The sequence below is a fragment of the Bacillus sp. JJ1503 genome, from assembly GCF_036965125.1.
GTDB lineage: Bacteria > Bacillota > Bacilli > Bacillales > Cytobacillaceae > Cytobacillus.
In genome coordinates this window covers 1-21,158 of sequence record NZ_JBALOZ010000087.1, presented here as the reverse complement: position 1 = coordinate 21,158, position 21,158 = coordinate 1, and the positions used below count along the sequence as shown (strand labels likewise).

General features: G+C 39.6%; 16 protein-coding genes and 1 pseudogene. All 17 read left to right on the top strand.

Annotation, left to right across the window (positions count from 1 at the left end):
- Positions 1–3: 3 nt before the first annotated feature.
- Positions 4–2,976 carry a M14 family metallopeptidase gene (locus V7149_RS08290; RefSeq protein WP_335345177.1) on the top strand — a complete coding sequence of 991 codons (2,973 nt, stop codon included), beginning with the start codon at positions 4–6 and terminating at the stop codon, positions 2,974–2,976.
- 17 nt (positions 2,977–2,993) lie between these two features.
- Positions 2,994–3,605, top strand: coding sequence for a pyroglutamyl-peptidase I (locus V7149_RS08285; RefSeq protein ID WP_335345176.1), 612 nt, complete (start codon positions 2,994–2,996; stop codon positions 3,603–3,605).
- Positions 3,598–4,334 (top strand): annotated as a pseudogene (pxpB, locus tag V7149_RS08280) (5-oxoprolinase subunit PxpB). Before V7149_RS08285 ends, pxpB begins: the two are co-directional and overlap by 8 nt.
- Positions 4,335–4,480: 146 nt before the next feature.
- Entirely contained in the window at positions 4,481–5,245 is a 765-nt protein-coding gene (locus V7149_RS08275) for a LamB/YcsF family protein (protein ID WP_335345175.1), read from the top strand.
- A complete protein-coding gene (locus V7149_RS08270; protein WP_335345174.1) occupies positions 5,242–6,102 on the top strand; it encodes a biotin-dependent carboxyltransferase family protein in 861 nt (286 codons plus the stop codon). Before V7149_RS08275 ends, V7149_RS08270 begins: the two co-directional genes overlap by 4 nt.
- 1,096 nt (positions 6,103–7,198) lie before the next feature.
- Entirely contained in the window at positions 7,199–7,783 is a 585-nt protein-coding gene (locus V7149_RS08265; protein WP_335345173.1) for a TetR/AcrR family transcriptional regulator, read from the top strand.
- A 16-nt stretch (positions 7,784–7,799) separates the two neighbouring features.
- A complete protein-coding gene (locus V7149_RS08260) occupies positions 7,800–8,903 on the top strand; it encodes a DUF917 domain-containing protein (RefSeq protein WP_335345172.1) in 1,104 nt (367 codons plus the stop codon).
- Positions 8,903–10,453 carry a hydantoinase/oxoprolinase family protein gene (locus tag V7149_RS08255; RefSeq protein ID WP_335345171.1) on the top strand — a complete coding sequence of 517 codons (1,551 nt, stop codon included), beginning with the start codon at positions 8,903–8,905 and terminating at the stop codon, positions 10,451–10,453. Before V7149_RS08260 ends, V7149_RS08255 begins: the two co-directional genes overlap by 1 nt.
- A gap of 197 nt (positions 10,454–10,650) precedes the next feature.
- Positions 10,651–11,196: a helix-turn-helix domain-containing protein gene (locus V7149_RS08250; protein WP_335345170.1), complete on the top strand. Its 546-nt coding sequence runs from the start codon at positions 10,651–10,653 to the stop codon at positions 11,194–11,196.
- A gap of 48 nt (positions 11,197–11,244) precedes the next feature.
- Positions 11,245–13,287, top strand: coding sequence for a hydantoinase/oxoprolinase family protein (locus tag V7149_RS08245; RefSeq protein WP_335345169.1), 2,043 nt, complete (start codon positions 11,245–11,247; stop codon positions 13,285–13,287).
- Between the two features lies 1 nt (position 13,288).
- Entirely contained in the window at positions 13,289–15,019 is a 1,731-nt protein-coding gene (locus V7149_RS08240; protein WP_335345168.1) for a hydantoinase B/oxoprolinase family protein, read from the top strand.
- Between the two features lie 50 nt (positions 15,020–15,069).
- Entirely contained in the window at positions 15,070–16,194 is a 1,125-nt protein-coding gene (locus V7149_RS08235) for a DUF917 domain-containing protein (RefSeq protein ID WP_335345167.1), read from the top strand.
- 48 nt (positions 16,195–16,242) lie between these two features.
- Complete coding sequence (locus V7149_RS08230) at positions 16,243–17,847, top strand: ABC transporter substrate-binding protein (protein WP_335345166.1); 1,605 nt, start codon at positions 16,243–16,245, stop codon at positions 17,845–17,847.
- A gap of 10 nt (positions 17,848–17,857) precedes the next feature.
- Positions 17,858–18,880, top strand: coding sequence for an ABC transporter permease (locus tag V7149_RS08225; protein WP_335345165.1), 1,023 nt, complete (start codon positions 17,858–17,860; stop codon positions 18,878–18,880).
- 12 nt (positions 18,881–18,892) lie between these two features.
- Positions 18,893–19,816: a nickel transporter permease gene (gene nikC / locus V7149_RS08220; RefSeq protein WP_335345164.1), complete on the top strand. Its 924-nt coding sequence runs from the start codon at positions 18,893–18,895 to the stop codon at positions 19,814–19,816.
- Between the two features lie 12 nt (positions 19,817–19,828).
- Positions 19,829–20,809: an ABC transporter ATP-binding protein gene (locus tag V7149_RS08215; protein WP_335345163.1), complete on the top strand. Its 981-nt coding sequence runs from the start codon at positions 19,829–19,831 to the stop codon at positions 20,807–20,809.
- The coding region (locus tag V7149_RS08210) for an ATP-binding cassette domain-containing protein (RefSeq protein ID WP_335345162.1) at positions 20,802–21,158 on the top strand (357 nt) is incomplete at its 3' end. The genes V7149_RS08215 and V7149_RS08210, both read left to right, overlap by 8 nt.

The following is a 21,158-nucleotide window of genomic DNA, read 5'->3' as shown; positions in this document are numbered from 1 at the left end:
CAAGTGAAGAATATTCTTGCGCTTTGGTCGAAAGAAGGTCTATTGCGTGATAAAAACGGCGATGGAGTTGTTGATAGTACATCGATTTATATTAACTTGCCTGATCATCTTGTCCCAGAAGGTTTAATAGACTTCTGTGGCCGGTTGGGGTTTGAAACAACATCCCTCTCCTTCCATTTCTTTGAAAAAAGTGATAAAGCTATTCAAATGGATTTTGAACACTCGGAATTATTCACAGCAATAAGGGTAGTGAATCAGCATCTTGTTGTCAGCTATAAAGATGAAATAGAGCTTTCGACCTTGCTTAAGCTTCTAGCCTCCATGGAACCTGAATTAATAACTGAGAAAAGTTCTAGAATTGAATTGAAAGATGGCAGACTTTATAGCGGGCAGACAATTATTCCGACTTTAGCTGTTAGAAAAGATTGTCATAATACTTATCCTAAAATTAATAGTTTAGCAGACTTTTGGAGCTTCTCTGGTATAGGAAAGATTAGTGAGGCGTCCCCTTCTAAAGCATTCAGCATGAATATTGACGTTGAATACTTATTGTGGACACCTGAACTTTTGCGTGAGCTTAGTCATTTAGCTGCTAGGGGAGCTATGTATTCTACCGAAATCGAGTTTCCTATTACAGGAAATGCAGATGCCGCTTTACAGTTTCAAGTGACGGAAGGTTCCAATATGATGTTAGAACTGCCGTATCCGAATACTTTACGTTTAGCAGGGAATAAAACTAACCTTCCGGCTGCCATTTATCATCTTGCACGGGCAAAACATTGGAGTGAGGGAGGGGAATTTGGATACTGGGAGCAGGAGCATAAATTATCTCAAAAAACAGAGCCCTCGCTTTTGTTTGAAATGAATTGGACAGATGAATGGGAAGCGGACAGAGCTTTTGAGGTTTTAGCAAATGAAAAAGACCTTGAAGGTGCAAATATCGAAATCTATTTATCAGAACCACTGGAAGTTCGAAAAGCCTTAGAGAAAGAGTGGCAGCTTCATTTTCCCCAAATAAAATCCATAACTATTCGCTCTGCTTTCAAAACGGGATTTCATTGGTTTATTGAGGAAGTTTTGCCGGAATTTATAGACTCAGAGATACAAGATGAAGGAATTCAAGGCATTGAAATAAAAGTTCAAAAACAAGCAGGTAAAAATGCACTTGAATTGCCTATTCGCTGGATTCAGGAATTGTATCCCCTTGACAAATATATAGAAAAGGAAATCGGCCTGAAAGCCGAGTTGGTTCAATATGCGTTAGAGGATGGCCTTGAACACACCTATGAAGTCTATCGAATTGGCAAGTCAGGTGAAAAATATTTAATGGGGTATTTGGACGTACCTGTTTCAAAGCTCCCATATGTAGACGAAAAGCATAGTGTTTATCCAAGTTCAAGCGCTGTACGAATACTGAAATCTGGGGAAGAACCAATTGAACATATTGTTCAATCCGACAGGGAACGCTTTTATCGTTTCTATATGCTCGAAGTGCTGCCTAGTCTTAGGCGTGAGGTTTCTAGTTATCGTCCAGGCCAAGGGCATAACCGCCCACTATTTGACCGTATAGAAATAGACGTATGGATGAGTGAGGAAGAAAGAAAATTATCCATTGATGAAGAACGTGTATCCTCCCTTGAAGCATTGCATGAGGATCTTTATTTTAATACACTGGACTACTTTGCCCATATGGGACTAGAGCTTGAAGGGAAGTCATTTGACGCTCCCGGCGGAGTTCACCCGTTCATGCATGTAACGTATAGAGAGAAGCCTAAGGCGCTAATTCGAGTCTATAGCTGGGAAGATAAACAAATAGAGCAATGGACAACGACATCTATTCAGTTTAATCGTGAAGGACATCTTTTTAAGGCTATCATGACAAATGGGCATGAGGAAATAACACGTCCAGTAGAAGCTTTTGAATTTCCTTCACAGCATATTCATAAGGATGTGCAAGATTGGATCAGCCATCAGCGTCAGTATCGGATTTTGTATCCCGACCATTCTTACCGTGGTCATCCAATTCCTGTTTTTGAATGTTTCCTTGATGCAGGTGAAGAGTTTTATTCTCCTTTGAAAATGTCTCTATTTAAGAAAACCATTTTTATTGAGGCTGGTCACCATGCCAACGAGGTTTCGAGTACGCCTGCTGTATTAAAATTATTAGAACGGGCCGACGGGCATTTTGATCATTTATTAAAGGATATGAACATTGTTATTCTTCCTCTTGCAAATCCTGATGGGCACGAATTAATGCTAAAACTTACGGAAGAGCACCCGGAATGGAAGCACCATGCAGCAAGATATAATGCAGTGGGCTTGGAATATTCTCTCGTTCGTTTCCATGAAACTGTATTTGGAGAGGCAAATATATATCCAGAGATTTTGCGAAGATGGGCCCCGGATATCATCATTGATGATCATGGCATCCCTTCACATGAATGGGTCCAGCCTTTTGCGGGTTATAATAGCCCGCCGCGCTTTCCTGTCTCATATTTTCTGCCAAGTGCGAAAATATACGGAATTGGAAGATTATCAAAAGGAGAATTCCGGCCAACGCATGAAGTAAATTTAGATGTGATTGCTAATCGAATTAGCCATTGGATCAAAGGTACAAAGATTGAAGAGGAAAATCAGTACTGGAAGGAACGCTTTAAAAAGTACGGCAACCAATGGCTGCCAAAAGTTTTTCCAATCGAAGAGGTTCCCGGTATTCATTTTTATCGGCAGTCGGATGTTGCCCCAAGCTATTCAACAATCGGAATTACAAGATACCCTGAGTGGATTGCAGCTGAGGTTATCTCTGAAGCTGCGGATGAAACTGTGTATGGTGAGGTTCTCGAAAGCTGTATTGAAGCACATATTTTATTTGACTTAGCCATTTTGGAGGCTCTTCAAAAGGCAGAGATTGATGTGGAACGCCATAACAAGAACGGGCTTGGATTAGAACGGAGACGCCCACTTCGACTTTCATAATGAGAGGGAGTTTTTCTATGAAAACATTATTACTCACTGGATTTGAACCGTTTTTAAAATTTTCTATTAACCCAACAATGCGTATTGTTGAAGAATTGCATGAAAAAGAGGTTGGAAATTACAAGATTCATAGCGAGGTTTTGACGGTTGACTTCAAAAACTCCGGAAAACAGCTTTTAGCCCATTTAGAGAAAATTCAGCCGGACGCAGTCATTTCTTTAGGATTAGCAGGAGGGCGCTATAAAATAACACCCGAACGTATTGCCATTAATGTGAATGATGGCGAGCCAGATAATAGCGGCAATATCCCAGTAGATGAAGTCATACAGGAGGAAGGAGCAGACGGCTACATGACAACCCTTCCTATACGGAAGATGGTCAACCGCCTGATAGAGGAAGGGCTTCCGGCAGAAGTCTCTAATACGGCTGGGACATATCTTTGTAATCATGTAATGTATCAAAGTCTGCACTTTGCGAGCCTGAATAAACGTCAAATGCCTTCCGGTTTTATTCATATACCTGCATCCCATGAGCTGGCAATCCAGCACGGAAAGATTCCAAGCTGGTCCCACGAAGATTTAAAAAAGGCCATTCTCACTTGTATTCAAGTGTTATCTGAAAATGAGTAATCTGCAAAAATATATTCCCGAAGCAATGGTAACTGGAGAGAACAGCATTCGGTTTTGCTTCGGCCAAAATATTGATAGTGAGACCTTTCAGAAGGTACGAAAGTTTTGTATGACTGTTGAACGAGATTCAGGGTCATTGATCGAAGAGGTAGTCCCAAGCTATCACGCGGTTACCGTTTATTTTAAAAAGGAAATGAAAAATCCCAACAATGATATAAAACGTCTGCTAACGAAATGGGAGCTTTGCAGTGAAGAGGAAACGGAGAATAAAATAAGAAAGCTGCATATTCCGGTATGCTATGACGATGAGTTTAGTTTAGATATAGAAAGAGTAATGAAACACACGCAATTAAGTAAGAAAGAAATTATTTCCTTACATTCTAATCAGACATATACCGTTTATATGATTTACCTGGTTTTCCATATTTAGGCGGATTGAATGAAAAATTAGCAACGCCAAGGCTGGATACACCTCGTATGAAGGTTTCAAAAGGGACAGTAGGTATAGGAAATAATCAGACGGGGATCTATCCGTTAGAATCTCCTGGTGGGTGGAATATTATCGGGAGAACACCGCTTGATCTGTTTGTGCCTGGCCGGTCGGACCCGTTTTTAATACAAGCAGGCGATCAGCTTAATTTTATACCCATTGCAATGGATGAGTTTTATGAGATCAAAAAGCGATTGGAAGCGGACCCAGAAGAGATAAAAAGTTTTGTCGCAGATTAACGGAACAGTTCATGGAAAAGATTTAGCACGGGTAAAGTTTCATGCCGAAATATTGGTTAATTATCAGGAAATGACTTAAATTTGTTTCATCATTTATTCATTAACGGCTGTCAGATAAAATTTTTTAACAATAAGGAGGTGCCGTTATGCACATAGATTTAAATGCTGATGTCGGAGAAAGTTTTGGGACTTTTAAGATTGGTGAAGACCAAGAGCTCTTCCGTCATATAACATCTGCAAATATTGCCTGTGGTTTTCACGCTGGTGATTTTAATGTCATGGAAGAGACTGTAAAAAGAGCGAAGGAGTATGGAGTTGGGATTGGTGCTCATCCAGGATATCCAGATCTTCAAGGGTTTGGGCGCAGAGCATTGCAGATGACTGCGCGTGAAATCTACAATTGTGTAGTTTACCAAATTGGCGCACTTCGTATTTTTTGTGATATTCATGGTGTTCCTCTTCAGCATGTGAAGCCTCATGGTGCCCTTTATAATGCAGCAGCGGAAAATCCTGCGGTTGCAGAGGCTGTCGCTGAAGCTGTTTACGATTCTTCGGCTGATGTGTACTTGTTCGGATTAACCAATAGTGAATTAATAAAAGCAGGTCAAAAGGTTGGCTTGAAAACGGCTTCAGAAGCATTCGCAGATCGGCTATACTCTGATGATGGGCGTTTGTGTTCAAGGCTTCTGCCAAATGCAGTGCTGAAATCGTTCGATGACATCTTCGAGCAAGTAAAGGAAATCATATTTAACGAGCGGGTAAAAACCCAATCAGGCCAATGGCTGCCTATGAAAGCGAATACGATTTGCCTTCATGGCGATGGAGATCATGTTGCGCATCATACCATGCTTATTCGAAAAGCCTTAGAAAAAGCTGGAGTCCTTGTTGAAGCGATAGGGAAAAAGATATGATTCCACTATTTAAAGTGAAGAAAGCAGGGGTTTATGGTTCCATTCAAGATAAGGGCCGAACTGGTTACCAGCGTTTCGGTGTGCCTGTTTCTGGGGCGATGGATTTCCATGCTTATCATATGGGAAACTATATTCTGGGTAATCATGAAAATGCTCCAGCACTCGAGGTTTTTTTAGGCGGAATGGAATTGGAGGTATTGTCTGATCATAGAGTAGTGATTACCGGTGCAGATTTAGGGGCCATGCTTGACGGTATGTCAGCACCTCTCTGGAAATCCTTTAATGTATATAAAGGGCAGATTCTGAAGCTGACAAAACCGATCAGTGGAACAATCGCTTATCTCATTCCAGAAGGCGGACTTTATGCTGAAGAACTATTGGGCAGTGCATCGGCATATCCAAAAGGTCAGCTAGGCTCACAGCTAAAAAAGGAAATGATTGTATATGCCAAGGTGGTAAAAAGCAGAAAGTTCAATAGAGGTCTCCGGACAAGATATATTCCCGCTTATTCTGAAGAACTGACTGTAAAAGTTTGGCCGAGCCCGCATCTAGATCGATTCAGTCTGGAAACCTTAAATGATTTTTTTCAGTCAGCATACCAAATGAAGGGCGGGGATAGGATGGGGTATCTCCTTGAAGGTCCTTCACTTACATTTATAAATGGAAGTGACATTCTTTCTGAAGCTACACAATTTGGCACCATTCAAGTCCCTAATAACGGTCAGCCGATCATATTAATGGCAGACGCCCAAACTATTGGCGGCTATTCAACCATTGGAAAAATAGTAAAAGAAGACCTCTGGAAAATTGCCCAGCTTCGTAGAGGCTGTAAGATTAAATTTAAAATGCTGGAATAGTTGGCTGTGCACTGTCAACGCCAGAATTTAGTTTTGCAGCATAAGAAGGAAATTGAAATTGTAGGAAGATAACTTAAAAGGGGAATTTTAAAGGATGAGGTTGGAGAATATACCCATCTATCAGTGAAAGAAGTGAAATATATTACTCAGGAGTGTTGATTACCGTTGAGAACTTTAATTATTAAGTAGCGATCTGAAATGGCTTTAATTTTCGATAAAAGAGAAAAAACCAAGGGTTAGTCTGCAAAATGTCGATAATTAACACTCACGACAAAATATATTAGAACGAAGGGGGGCTTTTGCCGGGCAATTAAAATATTTTGTGGATGCATGAATTCATTTTTATAGTGCCGAGATTAAAGGAATGAACATTGAAATTGTATTCCCGCTTATCCGTGATGAAATAAGGGGGACAAGGGGCATGTCAGAGGGTCGAGAGATGCGGGGGAAGGGTGTTAATCAAACGATTGATTGAACAAGTGCAAATGCTTGCTGCACAAGGGTTAGGGGCAATTTAATTAAACGTTTGATTGATATGTGTTCGCATTGGGCTCCAATTTCTAAATGATTCAAGGAGCAAGTCATTAATCAAACGATTGATTGAACAGGCGCAAACGGTTGCCGCACAAGGGCTAGAGGTAGTTTAATTAAACGTTTGATTGAATTAAATGTCCATATTTAACTGAACCTCAATATTAAAAGTTTATCTAAAATTGATGAAGAGCCATTTCGTTCCTTTCCCCTTCTATGTCGAAAAAAGTTGTATTTAAAAGACAATAAAGCAAGGATTTTTAGTAGAGTGCAAAAGGCAAATGATCACGGTAAAAATATACCGTAATCAACGAAAAGCATTTTGGAGTACACAACTGATGGAAGCCAATTCCATAAGTCTCCCAAATTTACAGGGATTCATAAAAAAGTAGAAACAAAGCCCCGAAAGCCTCCCAATTTTTATAATCGCCACAGAAAACTGTAAACAAAAGCGGGTAAGCCTCCCAAATTTACAGAAATCCATAAAAAACCGGAAACAATTCGTTGAATTCTGAATGTTCATGTTTTATACTGTAACCTAACTAATGATCATTAGGTGATGAAAATGACGAAAAACAAAATTAAGGATGCAGCTCTAACACTTTTTTCAGTAAATAGCTATGAAGAAACAACCCTAGCTAAGATTGCGGAAATGGTAGGGATTAAAACTCCTTCCATTTATGCGTTTTATAGCAATAAGGAAGATTTATTTTTAACTGTGCTTCATGAAGTATTTAGCCATCACTTTCAATATATTCAGGACATCTCGAACAGCATATCCAATGATACTGCAGAGAGGAAATTATTTACCATTCTACAAGAAATGCATTATTACCATCTGAAGGAAGAGGAGAAAACAAACTTTTATAGGCGATATATGCTTTTTCCGCCAAAAGGATTAGAGAGTAGGGTTCAGGAGGAATTTTTAAAATCTGATCGTTATTTAGCATACTTATTGAATAAGATATTTACTTCCGCTATTCAAAAGGATGAGGTAAGAGACATTGAGGTTCAAAGTTTAACAGCTAGTTTTTTATGTTTAATGGATGGCTTATTTACGCAATTATTTTATTACCCAAAGGATATTGAGGCACTTGAGTGGCGGCTTAAAACAAACTGGAAAATCTATTGGGAAGGCATATCTAAATAATCAACGGGGGATGGAAATGAGACTTTTAGGAATTGAAGAAATTGAAAATATTGCGATTGGCGCTGCTGTATTGGGTACTGGCGGGGGCGGTGATCCGTACATAGGGAAAATGATGGCCATCGAAGCCATAAAGAAATACGGAAAAGTTAGAATGATTACAGTTGATGAATTAAAAGATGATGATTTAGTTGTTCCTGTTTCCTCTATTGGTGCGCCGACTGTAGGTGTTGAAAAAATTGCTTCAGAAGAGGAGCTAACAGCCTCTCTGGAGATGCTTGAAAAGGTGCTGGGAAAAAAAGCAACAGCCATCATGCCTATTGAAGTTGGCGGAATTAACTCACTTATTCCTGTAGCAGCTGCTGCGAAAAAGGGAATTCCTGTCCTAGACGCTGATGCGATGGGGAGAGCTTTTCCAGAGGCACAGATGGTGACATTTCACCTTGATGGACTTTCTCCTGGTGCGGTTACGATGGCGGATGACAAAGGCAACACACTTCTTATGTACCCAATCAACGGTGAATGGTCAGAGCGATTGGCACGTGCGGCTACCATTCAAATGGGCGGACAAGCTAAAATGTGTGATTATGCATTAGAAGGAAAAAATGTAAAGCAAAGTGCCATACCCGATACATTAACCCTGGCTGAAGATATAGGGAAAATTATTCGTCATTCAAAGGTTAAAGGATTAAATCCAGTCAAAGAAATGCTTAAGAAACTTGAAGGCTTTGAATTGTTCCAAGGAAAAGCGGTTGATATCCGCCGCCGTATTCAGGAGGGATTTACTAAGGGGGAGGCTTTAATTGAAGGTATAAATAAAAATAAAGATCAGCTTGTCAAACTCTTCTTTCAAAATGAGCATTTATTGGCAGTTGATGCATCGAAAGACAAACCACTTGCCATTACTCCTGATTTAATTGCTGTGTTAGATTTAGAAACCGGCGTTCCGATCACAACAGAGGGTTTAAAATATGGGGCAAGGGTCATTATTATCGCATTCCCATGTCATGAGAAGTGGCGTACAAAAAAAGGAATTGAAACGGCCGGGCCACATTATTTCGGTTATCCATATGAATATGAGCCGGTAGAGCAGCTAGAACGGAAAAGAAAGGACTGGGAATAATGAATTATCGTGTTGGAATCGATGTCGGAGGTACACACACAGATTCCGTTCTTCTGAATGAAAACTTAGAGTGTATTTGCCAAGTAAAGGTCGCTACAACAACAGATATTAGTACGGGGATCAATCATTCTGTAAGAGAGCTTCTTAGTAAAAGTAAGGTAGATCCTCAAAGGATTAAATATGTGATGCTGGGCACGACACATTGTACAAATGCAATTGTGGAGCGTAAAAAGCTTACTAAGGTTGGTGTCATAAGGCTAGGCGCACCGGCAACAACTGCCATTCCTCCTTTAGCTGGTTGGCCGGATGACATAATCGAAAAAATTGGAATGAATACAAGAATTGCATCTGGAGGATATGAATATGACGGCAGAACAATTGCAGAGATTAACGAGCATGAAATAAGAGAAATTTGCCAAGAGTTCAAAGGAAAGACACACTCTATCGCTATTGTTGGTGTGTTCTCCCCTGTAAATCAGCTTCAAGAAAAAAGAGTCGCAGAAATTGTGAGAGAAGAATTAGGTGAGGATCTATACATTTCTTTATCAAATGAAATTGGAAGTGTAGGGTTGCTAGAAAGGGAAAATGCAACCATATTAAATGCAGCCTTAAAAGAAATCATCAAAGAGGTTGCAGAAGGTTTTCAACAAACACTTGAAAAAGAAGGAATCGATGCAAAGATTTACTTTGGCCAAAACGACGGAACATTAATGACTTGTGAATATGCACTTGAGTATCCAATCCTAACTATTGCAAGCGGCCCAACGAATTCGATAAGAGGTGCAGCACATTTGACAGGTTTGGACCATGCTTTGGTTGTTGATATAGGAGGAACAACTACTGATATTGGGGTACTTGTCAACGGCTTCCCAAGAGAGTCGTCATTGGCTGTCGATATTGGCGGGATTCGTACAAACTTCCGTATGCCAGATCTCTTATCTATGGGCCTAGGCGGGGGAACCATTGTTTATAACAAGGATGGGGAAGTAGCCATTGGACCAGAAAGTGTAGGTTACTTATTATCTGAAAAGGGCATAGTCTTTGGAGGAGATACACTAACCACAACAGATATTGCCGTCAAAATGGGGAAGTTTAAACTCGATCAGGCACAAACGGAAAATATAGATCCCGATTTAGCCGAGAAAGCTGATCAATTGATTTCTAGAATGCTAGAAGATGCAATCGATCGAATGAAAACGAGCAGAAACGATGTTCCGGTCATTCTAGTTGGAGGCGGGAGTATTCTTGTATCTTCAAAGCTCAAGGGTGTATCAAAGGTGTATATGCCAGAAAACTTTGCTGCTGCAAATGCAATAGGTGCAGCTCTAGGTGAGGTTAGCGGAGAAACCGACAAAATTTATACACTAGAATCAAACACATATGATGAAATCATTGAGGATGCAAAAAATCATGCGATTAACTCAGCGATAACAGCAGGGGCATCCCCTTCTACAGTGAAAATAGTAAGTATAGAGGATATCCCTCTCGCTTATCTTCCAGGTAATTCCATCCACGTAAAAGTAAAGGCGGCCGGTCTACTAAAAGAATAGGGGACCTTTAAAAGGAAATTTAAGAACCCTCCTTTTTAAAAAAGTCCTTGCAATCTGTGTGAGGACTTTTTTAATAGTCAAAAAATAACAGGTAATGTTATTGACACAAACGAAATTGGTGCTAAAATATTCAGTATATTTAATATATTTACTCAAAATTAAGTATACTGAATTATTACCAATGGAGGGTTAGTAAAGTGGAGGAAGTTTTTGAGAAAATCAAGAAGCTAAGGACGAGCCGTAATTGGACACTAAAGGAATTAAGTCAAAAGACAGAGCTCTCAAGCGCATTTTTATCCATGATAGAACGCGGTTCTTCATCCTTAACGATCACCTCACTAAAAAAAATCGCCGATGCCTTTGAAGTAGACATATCATACTTTTTCCAAAAGCCTTTAATCAACAAAACCTATCATGTTGAAGAATCAGAGCAAATATCTTTCCAAATTCAAAATTCCCAAACTACTTACATTCGTTTAAACGGAAATTTCCCGAACAGACTTTTTGAACCATTAATCGTTGTCTTAAAACCAAACCAGCAAAAGGATGAAAACTTTGTCCATAAAGGGGAAGAATTTTATTACATATTAAAGGGTGAAGTAAGTTTTATAGTCGATCATGACAAATTTACTGTTAAGGCCAATGAATCTATCCATTTTCCTTCTAACATACCGCATGATTATGAAAACCCGCTACAAGAGGAATCTGTCATGCTATGCGTACTAACACCCTCCATCTTTTAGAGAAAGTGGATCATTTCAAGAGAAAAAATTATTAAGGGGAGAGAATGGATGAGAGTTTCAACTGATGTTGGCGGAACATTTACAGATTTAGTATATGTATCAAATGAAGGAGAAATTGGATTTTCTAAGAGTAATACGACTCCTCCAAACTTTGAGGAAGGTGTCCTAAATGTTCTTGCGAAAAGCCAAATATCCCTAACTGAGATAGAGACATTTATTCATGGGACTACCGTTATTATTAATGCATTAACGGAAAGAAAAGGAGTTAAAACAGCCCTAATTACGACAAAAGGTTTCCGGGATGTTTTAGAAATCGGCCGTGGAAACAGGCCAGACTTATTTAACGTCCGCTATCAAAAGCCAAAACCAATTGTCCCTCGTTTTTTAAGAAGAGAGGTAGAGGAAAGGCTTAATTATAAAGGAGAAGTCATAATCCCGTTAGATAAGGACGAGATTATGAGGATAATAGATGATTTCAAAAGGGAACAGGTCGAAGCGATTGCCATTGTCTTCCTTCATTCATATAAAAATCCTTCACATGAAGTAGAAGCAGCAAAGATTATTCAGGAGTTATGGCCAGAGGTTTCTATTACGACTTCCCATGAGATGACAAAGGAATGGCGGGAATACGAGCGGACGAATACGGCTGCAATGAATTCCTATGTAAAGCCGATTGCCTCTAATTATATTAATCAATTAGAACAGAAATTAATGAAACAAAATGTGAAAGCACAAAAATATATTATGCAATCGAATGGCGGCACAACAACCTTTGGGCTGGCGAAAGAGGCCCCGATCAATATGGTAGAATCTGGTCCGGTTGCAGGTGTGTTCGGTTCAGCTATTTTAGGCGAGTATCTTGGTGAAAAGAATTTAATTGCTTTTGATGTTGGCGGAACTACGGCAAAGTGCTCCTTGATAGAAAACGGCAATGTAAAAATTACGACTGATTATCAGATTGAGAGAACAGAGAAATGGGCGGGCTATCCTTTAAAGGTTCCGGTCGTAGATATAGTAGAAATTGGGAATGGTGGCGGCTCTATTGCCTGGATCGATTCAGTAGGCTCTTTACGTGTCGGTCCTCAATCAGCGGGGGCTGTCCCAGGTCCGGTTGCCTATGGTAAAGGAGGAGAAGAACCGACCATTACAGATGCAAACCTATTAACGGGGAGACTATCAGCTGATCGATTTGAGCATGCAGTTGATTTACAGAAAGTTAAGGATGTCATGACTGATAAGGTGGCAAAGCCTTTTGGCATAAAGGTTGAGGATGCAGCTTTAGGAATTATTCGTCTAGCTAATTCCAATATGCTAAATGCACTGAAGCTTATTTCAGTAAGAAAAGGCTTTGATCCTCGGGATTTTACAATGGTTGCATTTGGCGGCGGGGGACCATTACACGGCACCTACTTAGCAGCAGAATTAGGGATTAAAAAGGTGATTGTTCCAGTGGCTTCAGCTGTTTTCTCTGCATGGGGCATGTTGATGACAGATTTACGGTCTGACATTATTCAAACCTATATTAAACGATTAAAAAATGCAGATATAAACGAGATAAATGAGATGTGGCACGTATTAGAGCAGAAGAGTATGGAGCGGTATATAGATGAGGGAGTAAAGAGAGAGGATATTCTTTTCATGAGATATGCCGATCTTCGTTATGTTGGTCAGGAGCACACAGTAAAGGTGCCAATGCCAAATGGGCAGTGGGACCAAGATACAACTCAGCAAATTATTGAGTCCTTCCATTATTATCATAAAAAGGCTTATACCTTTAATTTAGAAGAGGCAGAGGTAGAAATTGTAAACTTGCATTTAACAACAGTAGGAAAGGTTAATCGACCTGAACTAAAGAAGCTGGAATCATCGAATGATCAAGAGGCTGTCGTAGAATATAGCAGAAATGTTTATTTTGAAGAGGACGGCTGGCTAATGACAAATGTATTTGACAGAAGTCAGTTGAGACCGATGATGATGATACAAGGACCAGCTGTTGTTGAAGATAATATGTCATCTGTTGTTGTATATCCGACTCAAACGTTAGAGGTCGACCTGTATGGAAATCTAGTTATTTATACTGGAGGGAAGTAAGTTGGCGCAGAAAACAATTGATCCGTTCACATTGGAAATTGTAAAGGATTCCCTAACCTCAATTGGAGAAGAAATGTTTTTTACATTAGGACGAACTTCAATGAGCCCAATTATTTATGAGGTGTTGGATTATGCAACAGGTATAACAGATGCTAAAGGTTTTTTATTAACGCAAGGTAATGGGGTTGCTGGATTTATTGGAATGATTAGTTCGATGGTAAAAGAAACAGTAAAGAAATATGGTGATGATTTAAAGCCAGGAGATATTGTGATCATAAATGATTCTTATAATGGCGGAGGTTCTCATCTTTCTGATGTCGGATTAGTAATGCCTATTTTCTATAATGATGAATTAGTTGCTTTTTCAGCCAATAAAGCTCATTGGACAGAAATTGGGGGAAAGGACCCGGGGTCGTTTTCGAATGATGCAACTGAAATTTATCAGGAAGGACTTCAGTTTCCTTGTATTAAATTATTTGATGAAGGGAAAATCAATCAGGCCCTTGTCGAAATGATTCGAGCAAACGTAAGGTATCCGGATTTATCCATAAGTGATATGTGGGCACAAATCGCATCTTTAAGAATTGGTGAAAAACGATACCAAGAATTATGTGATAAATACGGTGTTAATACCGTTCAGCATACGGCAGATTTCCTTCTGGACCAAGGGGAGATGGCAGCAAAAAGTTTAATCAAGCTTCTGCCTAATGGAGAGTACTTTGCAGGAGATTTTATCGATACAGATGGGCTTGGAAATGGACCGTTTAAGGTACAAGTAAAGGTCACTATTATGGATGAACGCTTTATTTGTGATTTTAGAGGAAGTCATCCTCAAGTGCCTGGACCTGTTAATTGCTCCTATACGACTCTCGTTTCAGATGTTCGGACTGTGTTTTTGTCCATTATTAACGATGAGCATCAGATTAATGATGGGGTTTTCCGACCACTTGAAATCATTACAGATCCCGGTTCAATTTTTTCGTGTGAGCGGCCAGCGCCAATGTCTGTTTATTGGGAAAGTGGAGCAATGGGTGGTGACCTCGTTTGGAAGGCTTTAGCAAGTGTTCTTCCAACAAAGCTGGGTGCTGGGCATTTCCTATCTGTATGTTCCGTAACCTTATCTGGAAAACATCCCGATACAAAAGAGCCATTTTTAATTGTAGAGCCTTCAGTTGGAGGCTGGGGTGCAAATAACGAGGAAGATGGCGTAAGAGCCCAGTTCTGTATTGGTGATGGAGAAACGTATAACGTACCGGTTGAAATTGCTGAATCAAGATATGGAATCATGGTCGATGAGTACTCTCTAAATACGGATGGTGCTGGTGCAGGGCAATTTATTGGAGGTTCAGGAGTTATTCGTTCCTATAGAGCTTTAACTGATCATCAAGCTGTTTCTGTAACGTACGGACGTAATAAATTTGCACCATGGGGTTTGCGTGGTGGGAAAGATGGATCAACTAATCACTTTTATATAGAAAAAAGTAACGGAGAAGTCGATGGACCATTTGGTGTGTATGCTCGCTATCCTTTAAATAAAGGAGATGTCGTTAAGCTTGTAACAGGGACTGGCGGAGGGTATGGAAACCCATTTGATAGAGACGCCCAGCTCGTAGCTGAAGATGTAAAAAATGCATACATTTCAGTTGAACAAGCTGAGGAGATCTTTGGAGTTTTAATTGAAAAGGATACTTTTAAAATTAAAGGATTAACTAAGTGTAGACTAGACGGTTAGGAATAGGTTCGGTGCAATTGAAATAAAAAAGATAACTAGGAGGTTCCCTTTTGAGGACTTTAACACAGCAAGAAGCAGAGGACATTTTATATGGTGCATGTATATATGGTACTGGGGGTGGAGGTGATCTAAAGGAAGGTTTAAGGATCATCAGCGAGATCTACTCGAATGGGAAGCAAGTTCGAATGGTTTCCTTAGAAGATGTTGAAAAGGATTGGCTAATTGCTTCGCCCTATTATGTTGGTTCGGTTGCCTCCCCTAAAAAGGAAGTAGTGGAGAAACTAGAAAATCTTCTAAAATCGAAGGAAAATGTATCTGTTTTAGCTGCGAAGTCATTGCAGAAAGCATTAGGAAAAAAGCTAGATGCTGTCATTCCTACAGAACTTGGTGCAAATATCGCTTGGGCTATGGAAACAGCTGCTTCTCTTAATATCCCGTTAGTAGATGCAGATCCTGCCGGAAGGGCTGTCCCAGATATTGCTCATACAACATTTAATATTTTCGATATACCCATTGCCCCGTTCGCTCTTGCCAATAAGTATGGGGACGTTTTGATTGTGCAGTCGGTTGCTAATCATGATCGTGCAGAGGATATAGCTAGGAACTTTGCCATTTCTTCAGGCAATATTGCCGGAATGTGCGACCATCCTATATTAGGTGAAAGGTTAATGAGTACAGTTATTCGTGACACTCTTACTAATTCTGAGCGTGTCGGAAAGGCTAGGAGACTAGCAAATGAGCAAGGTCTATCTCCTATCAATCCGATATGTGAAGCTGGTCAAGGAAGGATTTTAATAAAGGGGACCGTAACGTCTTCGAACTGGAAAGATGTAATTGGATTTATAGAAGGAAATATCACGATTTCCTCTCTTGATGGGAAAGATTATTTATCACTATGGTTTAGAAATGAACATATGGTTGCTAGGAATGGTGATGGGATCGTCTCTATTATTCCAGAATTAATAACAGTTGTTGATTTGAACGATGGGCACCCGATATTAAATCCAAACTGTAAAGAAGGAATGGAAGTGGCCGTTATTACTTACCCTGCACCGCAAGCATGGGAAACTGAAAAGGGATTAGCTATTTTCGGTCCGGAATACATTGGAGAGAATAGAGAATTATATTCTCAGCTTAAGAGTTTAGCAGATTTTTCACATACGAAGCAGGCTTAAACTCAACATGATTTTTGGATAAATAACAATAGTAGGAGGTAGGAGGAAATGAAAAGAACTAAATGGTTTTGGTTCATGACTGTCTTGAGCTTGCTTGTTGTATTAGCTGCATGCAGTAATAATACAGCCACAAATGATGGCAATAGTTCGGACGGCAAAGAGTCAGAGGGTGCACCAAAAGGCGGCGTGGCGGTGTTTGGAGCTCATGATGAAATTATGACATTTTGGGATCCAAGTGATAGCTATTCGAATGAAATTGTTGCCATGAACAATATGTATGAAACCTTATTGAGGTATGATGCAAATTCTGAAACATTCACAAATGTACTAGCTGAAGGGTATGAAGTATCTGAAGATGGACTTACTTGGACTTTTACATTAAAACAAGGGGTAAAGTTCCATACAGGAAACGAAATGACAGCTGAAGCTGCTAAAGCCGCTATTGAAAGAACGATGGAAAGAGGAAAGGGAGCGGCATTCATCTGGGATCCTGTACAGGAAATTCATGCAAAGGATGCTTATACGTTAGAATTTGTTTTATCCTATCCGGCAGCTTTAGACACCATTGTTTCATCAGGCTACGCTTCTTTCATTTTTGATGCAAAGGCAGCTGAAGAAAATGGAGGCGAACAATGGTTTAATGAAGGGAATTCTGCAGGTACAGGACCTTATAAGCCAGAAAAATGGGAGCGGGGAAGCCAATTAATCCTGACTTCAAATAACGAATATTGGGGTGAATGGAAGCCAAATCAATTTCAGAAAGTGGTCTTCAAATCAATCCCTGAAGCAAATACTCGACTGCAAATGGCAAAAGGAGGCGAACTGCATTTCGTTCAGCAGCTGCCAAATGAACTCGTAAAATCTTTAAGTGGGGATAATACGGTTTCAATTCAAGAAACAGAAAGCTTCCAGCAATTAATTTCATTATTCAATACGGAAAAAGAGCCTTTAAATAATCCAAAGGTTCGTCAGGCTATTTCCTATGCGATTCCATATGAAAGCATTGTTAAGGATATTTTAGGCAATACAGCTACTCAATCCTTTGGATCAATCCCAAAAGGCTTATGGGGACATAGTGAGGATTTAAAGCAATATGAATACAACATCGAAAAAGCAAAGGAATTGTTAAAGGAAGCCGGAGTAGACGGTGGGAAACTAACGCTTACTTACCTCTCCGCTGATGAAGATGAGCGGCAAATAGCCGAATTAATGAAGATTGAATTTGCTAAGATTGGTTTTGATTTAGAGCTAAAAGGCATGCTTTGGGAAGCTCAATGGGACCTTGCTAAATCACCAAATCCTGAGGAGCGTCAAGATATATTATTTATGTACTGGTGGCCGGACTACGCAGATCCGTATTCATTTATGAAGAATTTATATGGATCAGAGGATGAAATCGTGTTTAATTTAGCTTACTTTAAAAATGTAAGCTATGACAAATTGGTAGATGAAGCACAAAAGATTGCAGGTGTTGATAGAGAGAAAGCAATTGATTTGTATAAACAGGCACAGGATATTTTAGTGGAAGAATCACCAGGACTATCACTTTACGACAAAAAATATGTGCGTATTATTAACAATAGCCTCGGGGGATATGTAGATAATCCAGCATATCCAAACGTAGTATTTTTCTATGACACATTCAAACAATAGGTGATCCCTTATGATTCGTTTTTTTCTCCGTAGATTGTTACTTGGTATTTTTGTATTATTTGGTGTTTCATTGATCACCTTTATTATTGCTAGAGTTATTCCTTCTGAACCAGCAGCCCGTTGGATTGGACCGAAGGCAACTGCTGAACAAATTGCAGCAGCCAAGGTTGAATTGGGGTTGGACCAACCCCTTTATATTCAATATTTAACTTATATGAAAGGGTTATTTTCAGGTGATTGGGGAGTATCTATTACTTCCCATCAATCTGTTTTAAAAGAACTTTTAACCTTTCTTCCGTCAAGCTTAGAAATTATTTTTGGCGGCATGTTAATCGCGATAATCATTGGGATTCCATTAGGAGTTTTGACGGCAATTAAAAAGGAAACATGGTTAGATCATCTTGCGAGAGGAATAAGCATTGGCGGTGTGTCCATTCCAACCTTTTGGTTAGCGATGATCCTGCAGCTGATTTTCTATCAAACATTAGGATGGTTTCCGTTAGGTGAAAGGGTATCAACGGATGTTGCATTACTTTATCCAATCGAAACGATAACGGGATCCAATTTGTTAGATTCCTTATTGCAAGGGAATTGGATTTACTTCAAGGATGCACTTATGCATTTAATATTGCCAATGCTAACAATGGCGGCATTTCCTTTAGGGGTGGTCACAAGGATGACACGATCCTCCATGCTTGAGGTAATCGGTGAGGAATACATGCGCGTTACTAAAGCCTATGGTTTTTCAAATATAACTAGAACGTTTAAATATGCCTTGAAAAATGCTATGGGTCCAACGGTTACATCGCTCGGTCTTACATTTGCCTATGCATTGACAACTACTTTTCTCATTGAATCTGTTTTTACATGGCCAGGGTTAGGATTGTATACTTCTAAAGCTATTCTTTCATCAGATTATCCAGTCATAATGGGTATAACAATTTTTGTTACAGGAGCGTATCTCTTTGTAAACTTCCTAGTTGATATGGTCTTAGCCATACTAGACCCACGAATTAAGTTAAATGCGGAATAGGAGGAAAACAATATGCTTAAAGTGAATCCAAATGTTTCTCCTCCTTCCTCGGAGAAAGCATTAATGAAGAAAAGTTCAAATAAAAGTGCATTTTTGAGTGAAATTCGGTATTTCTTTAAAATGAATAAGCTGGCAGGAGTAGGCTTTTTTATCATTTTATTTTTGGTGGCTATCGCTGTTCTGGCGCCAGTCATTGTTCCTTACCCAGGCGATATTGCCTCTGAATCACATTTAGAGAAGAAGTTTTTGCCTCCGAGTTCGGAGCATTTATTCGGAACGGATGAACTTGGAAGAGATTTATTTAGCAGAGTGCTATACGGTGCAAGAATCTCTTTCCAAATTGGCTTAATTGCGATTGGGTTAGCTGTAGCAATTGGTCTTCCTTTAGGCTTAATTGCGGGCTATTTTGGAAAATGGATTGATGAGACCATTATGCGGATTTGTGATATTTTCTTAAGCTTTCCACCCCTATTGTTATCCATTGCCATTGCAGCATTATTAGGTCCCTCCATTACAAATATGATGATTGCCATCGCTATTTCCTGGTGGCCGTGGTATACGAGATTAATACGCGGACAAGTCATTTCGTTACGTGAACGTGGATTCGTTGAGGCTGCAAAAGCGATGGGGGTTCCATCTTGGACAGTCATCATAAGGCATATCCTGCCAAACAGTTTAGCCCCGATCATCGTCCAAATATCAATGGACTTTGGCTCGATTATTCTGACAGCTGCATCTTTAAGCTTTCTTGGGCTAGGTGCACAGCCTCCCCAGCCAGAATGGGGACTTCTCATTAATATAGGGAAGAATTTCTTTTTGACAAATTGGTGGTATGTCACATTCCCAGGTTTATTTATATTTATTACTGTTATGGCCTTTAATTTATTTGGAGATGGATTGAGAGATTATCTAGATCCGAAAACCCGTGATCAATAGGAGGGAAAAGAAGTGGATGTTCTTTTAGAAATGAAGAATGTAAAGGTAGAAATTGAAACTCGCTCCGGAACATTTACCGCTTTGGATCTAGAACAGCTCTCGATTAATCGTGGCGAAACAATAGCCTTAGTAGGTGAAACGGGTTCAGGAAAATCTATGACAGCATCTGCAATCATGAATTTGTTTCCTACTAAAAAGGCTAGTATTAAAAGCGGGTCTATCCTTTTTGAAGGGGTTGATTTAGTAAGCATTCCTGAAAAAAAGATGGAGGGATTTAGAGGAAAATCAATGACAATGATTTTTCAAGACCCGATGACATCATTGAATCCAGTCTTTCCGATTGGAGAACCTATGATAAATATGATTCGAAAGCATTTATCACTTTCAAAAAAAGATGCAAAGGAGAAAGCGATAGAATCTTTATCCTTTGTCGGGCTCCCGGATCCAAAGGGGACTTTAAAAAGATACCCCCATGAACTAAGTGGCGGGCAGCGTCAGAGAGTCATGATTGCGATGGCAATGGCGTGTAATCCTAAGCTATTAATTGCTGATGAACCGACGACTGCCCTAGATGTGACTATTCAATCGCAAATTCTTTATATAATTAATAGAATGAAAGAAACACATGGTACGTCCATTCTTTTTATTACCCATAATCTCAGTGTCGTTTCAAAAATTGCCGACCGAATTGTCATTATGTACGGTGGTCATATCGTTGAAACAGGGCGGACGAAGGAAGTGTTTCAAAATCCGAAGCATCCTTATACAACGATGTTAATGGATGCAATTCCAAAGCTAAAAGAAACGCGTGAGAAACTGCCTGTTATTGATGGAATGATTGACCGATCACTTACAAGCTGTCCTTTTTTCAACCGTTGCCCTAGTGCAAGACCAGAATGTAATACTAAAGGGATGCCAAATTTAACGGGTGTAAATGAGACTCACAAAGTGGCCTGTAATTATCCGAATGGGGGAGGTTCTGTTCATGACTGATTTACTGGAAGTCGTAAATTTAAAAAAATACTTTCCCGTTAGAACAGGTTTGTTTCGAAAAAAGAGCTTTTTGCATGCAGTTGATGATGTTTCTTTTTCGATTAAAGAAGGGGAATGCTTTGGCCTTGTGGGGGAGTCAGGCTGCGGCAAAAGCACAATTTCGCGAACTATTTTGCGTTCTCTAGCTCCTACAGATGGATCTGTTATTTTTGGTAATAAAGATCTATTCACATTAAATAAATTAGAAGATAAAAAAAGCCGTAAAGAAATCCAAATGGTATTTCAAGACCCATATTGGTCAGTTAATCCGAAAATGACGATTGGCTCCATTATTGAAGAACCAATGAAA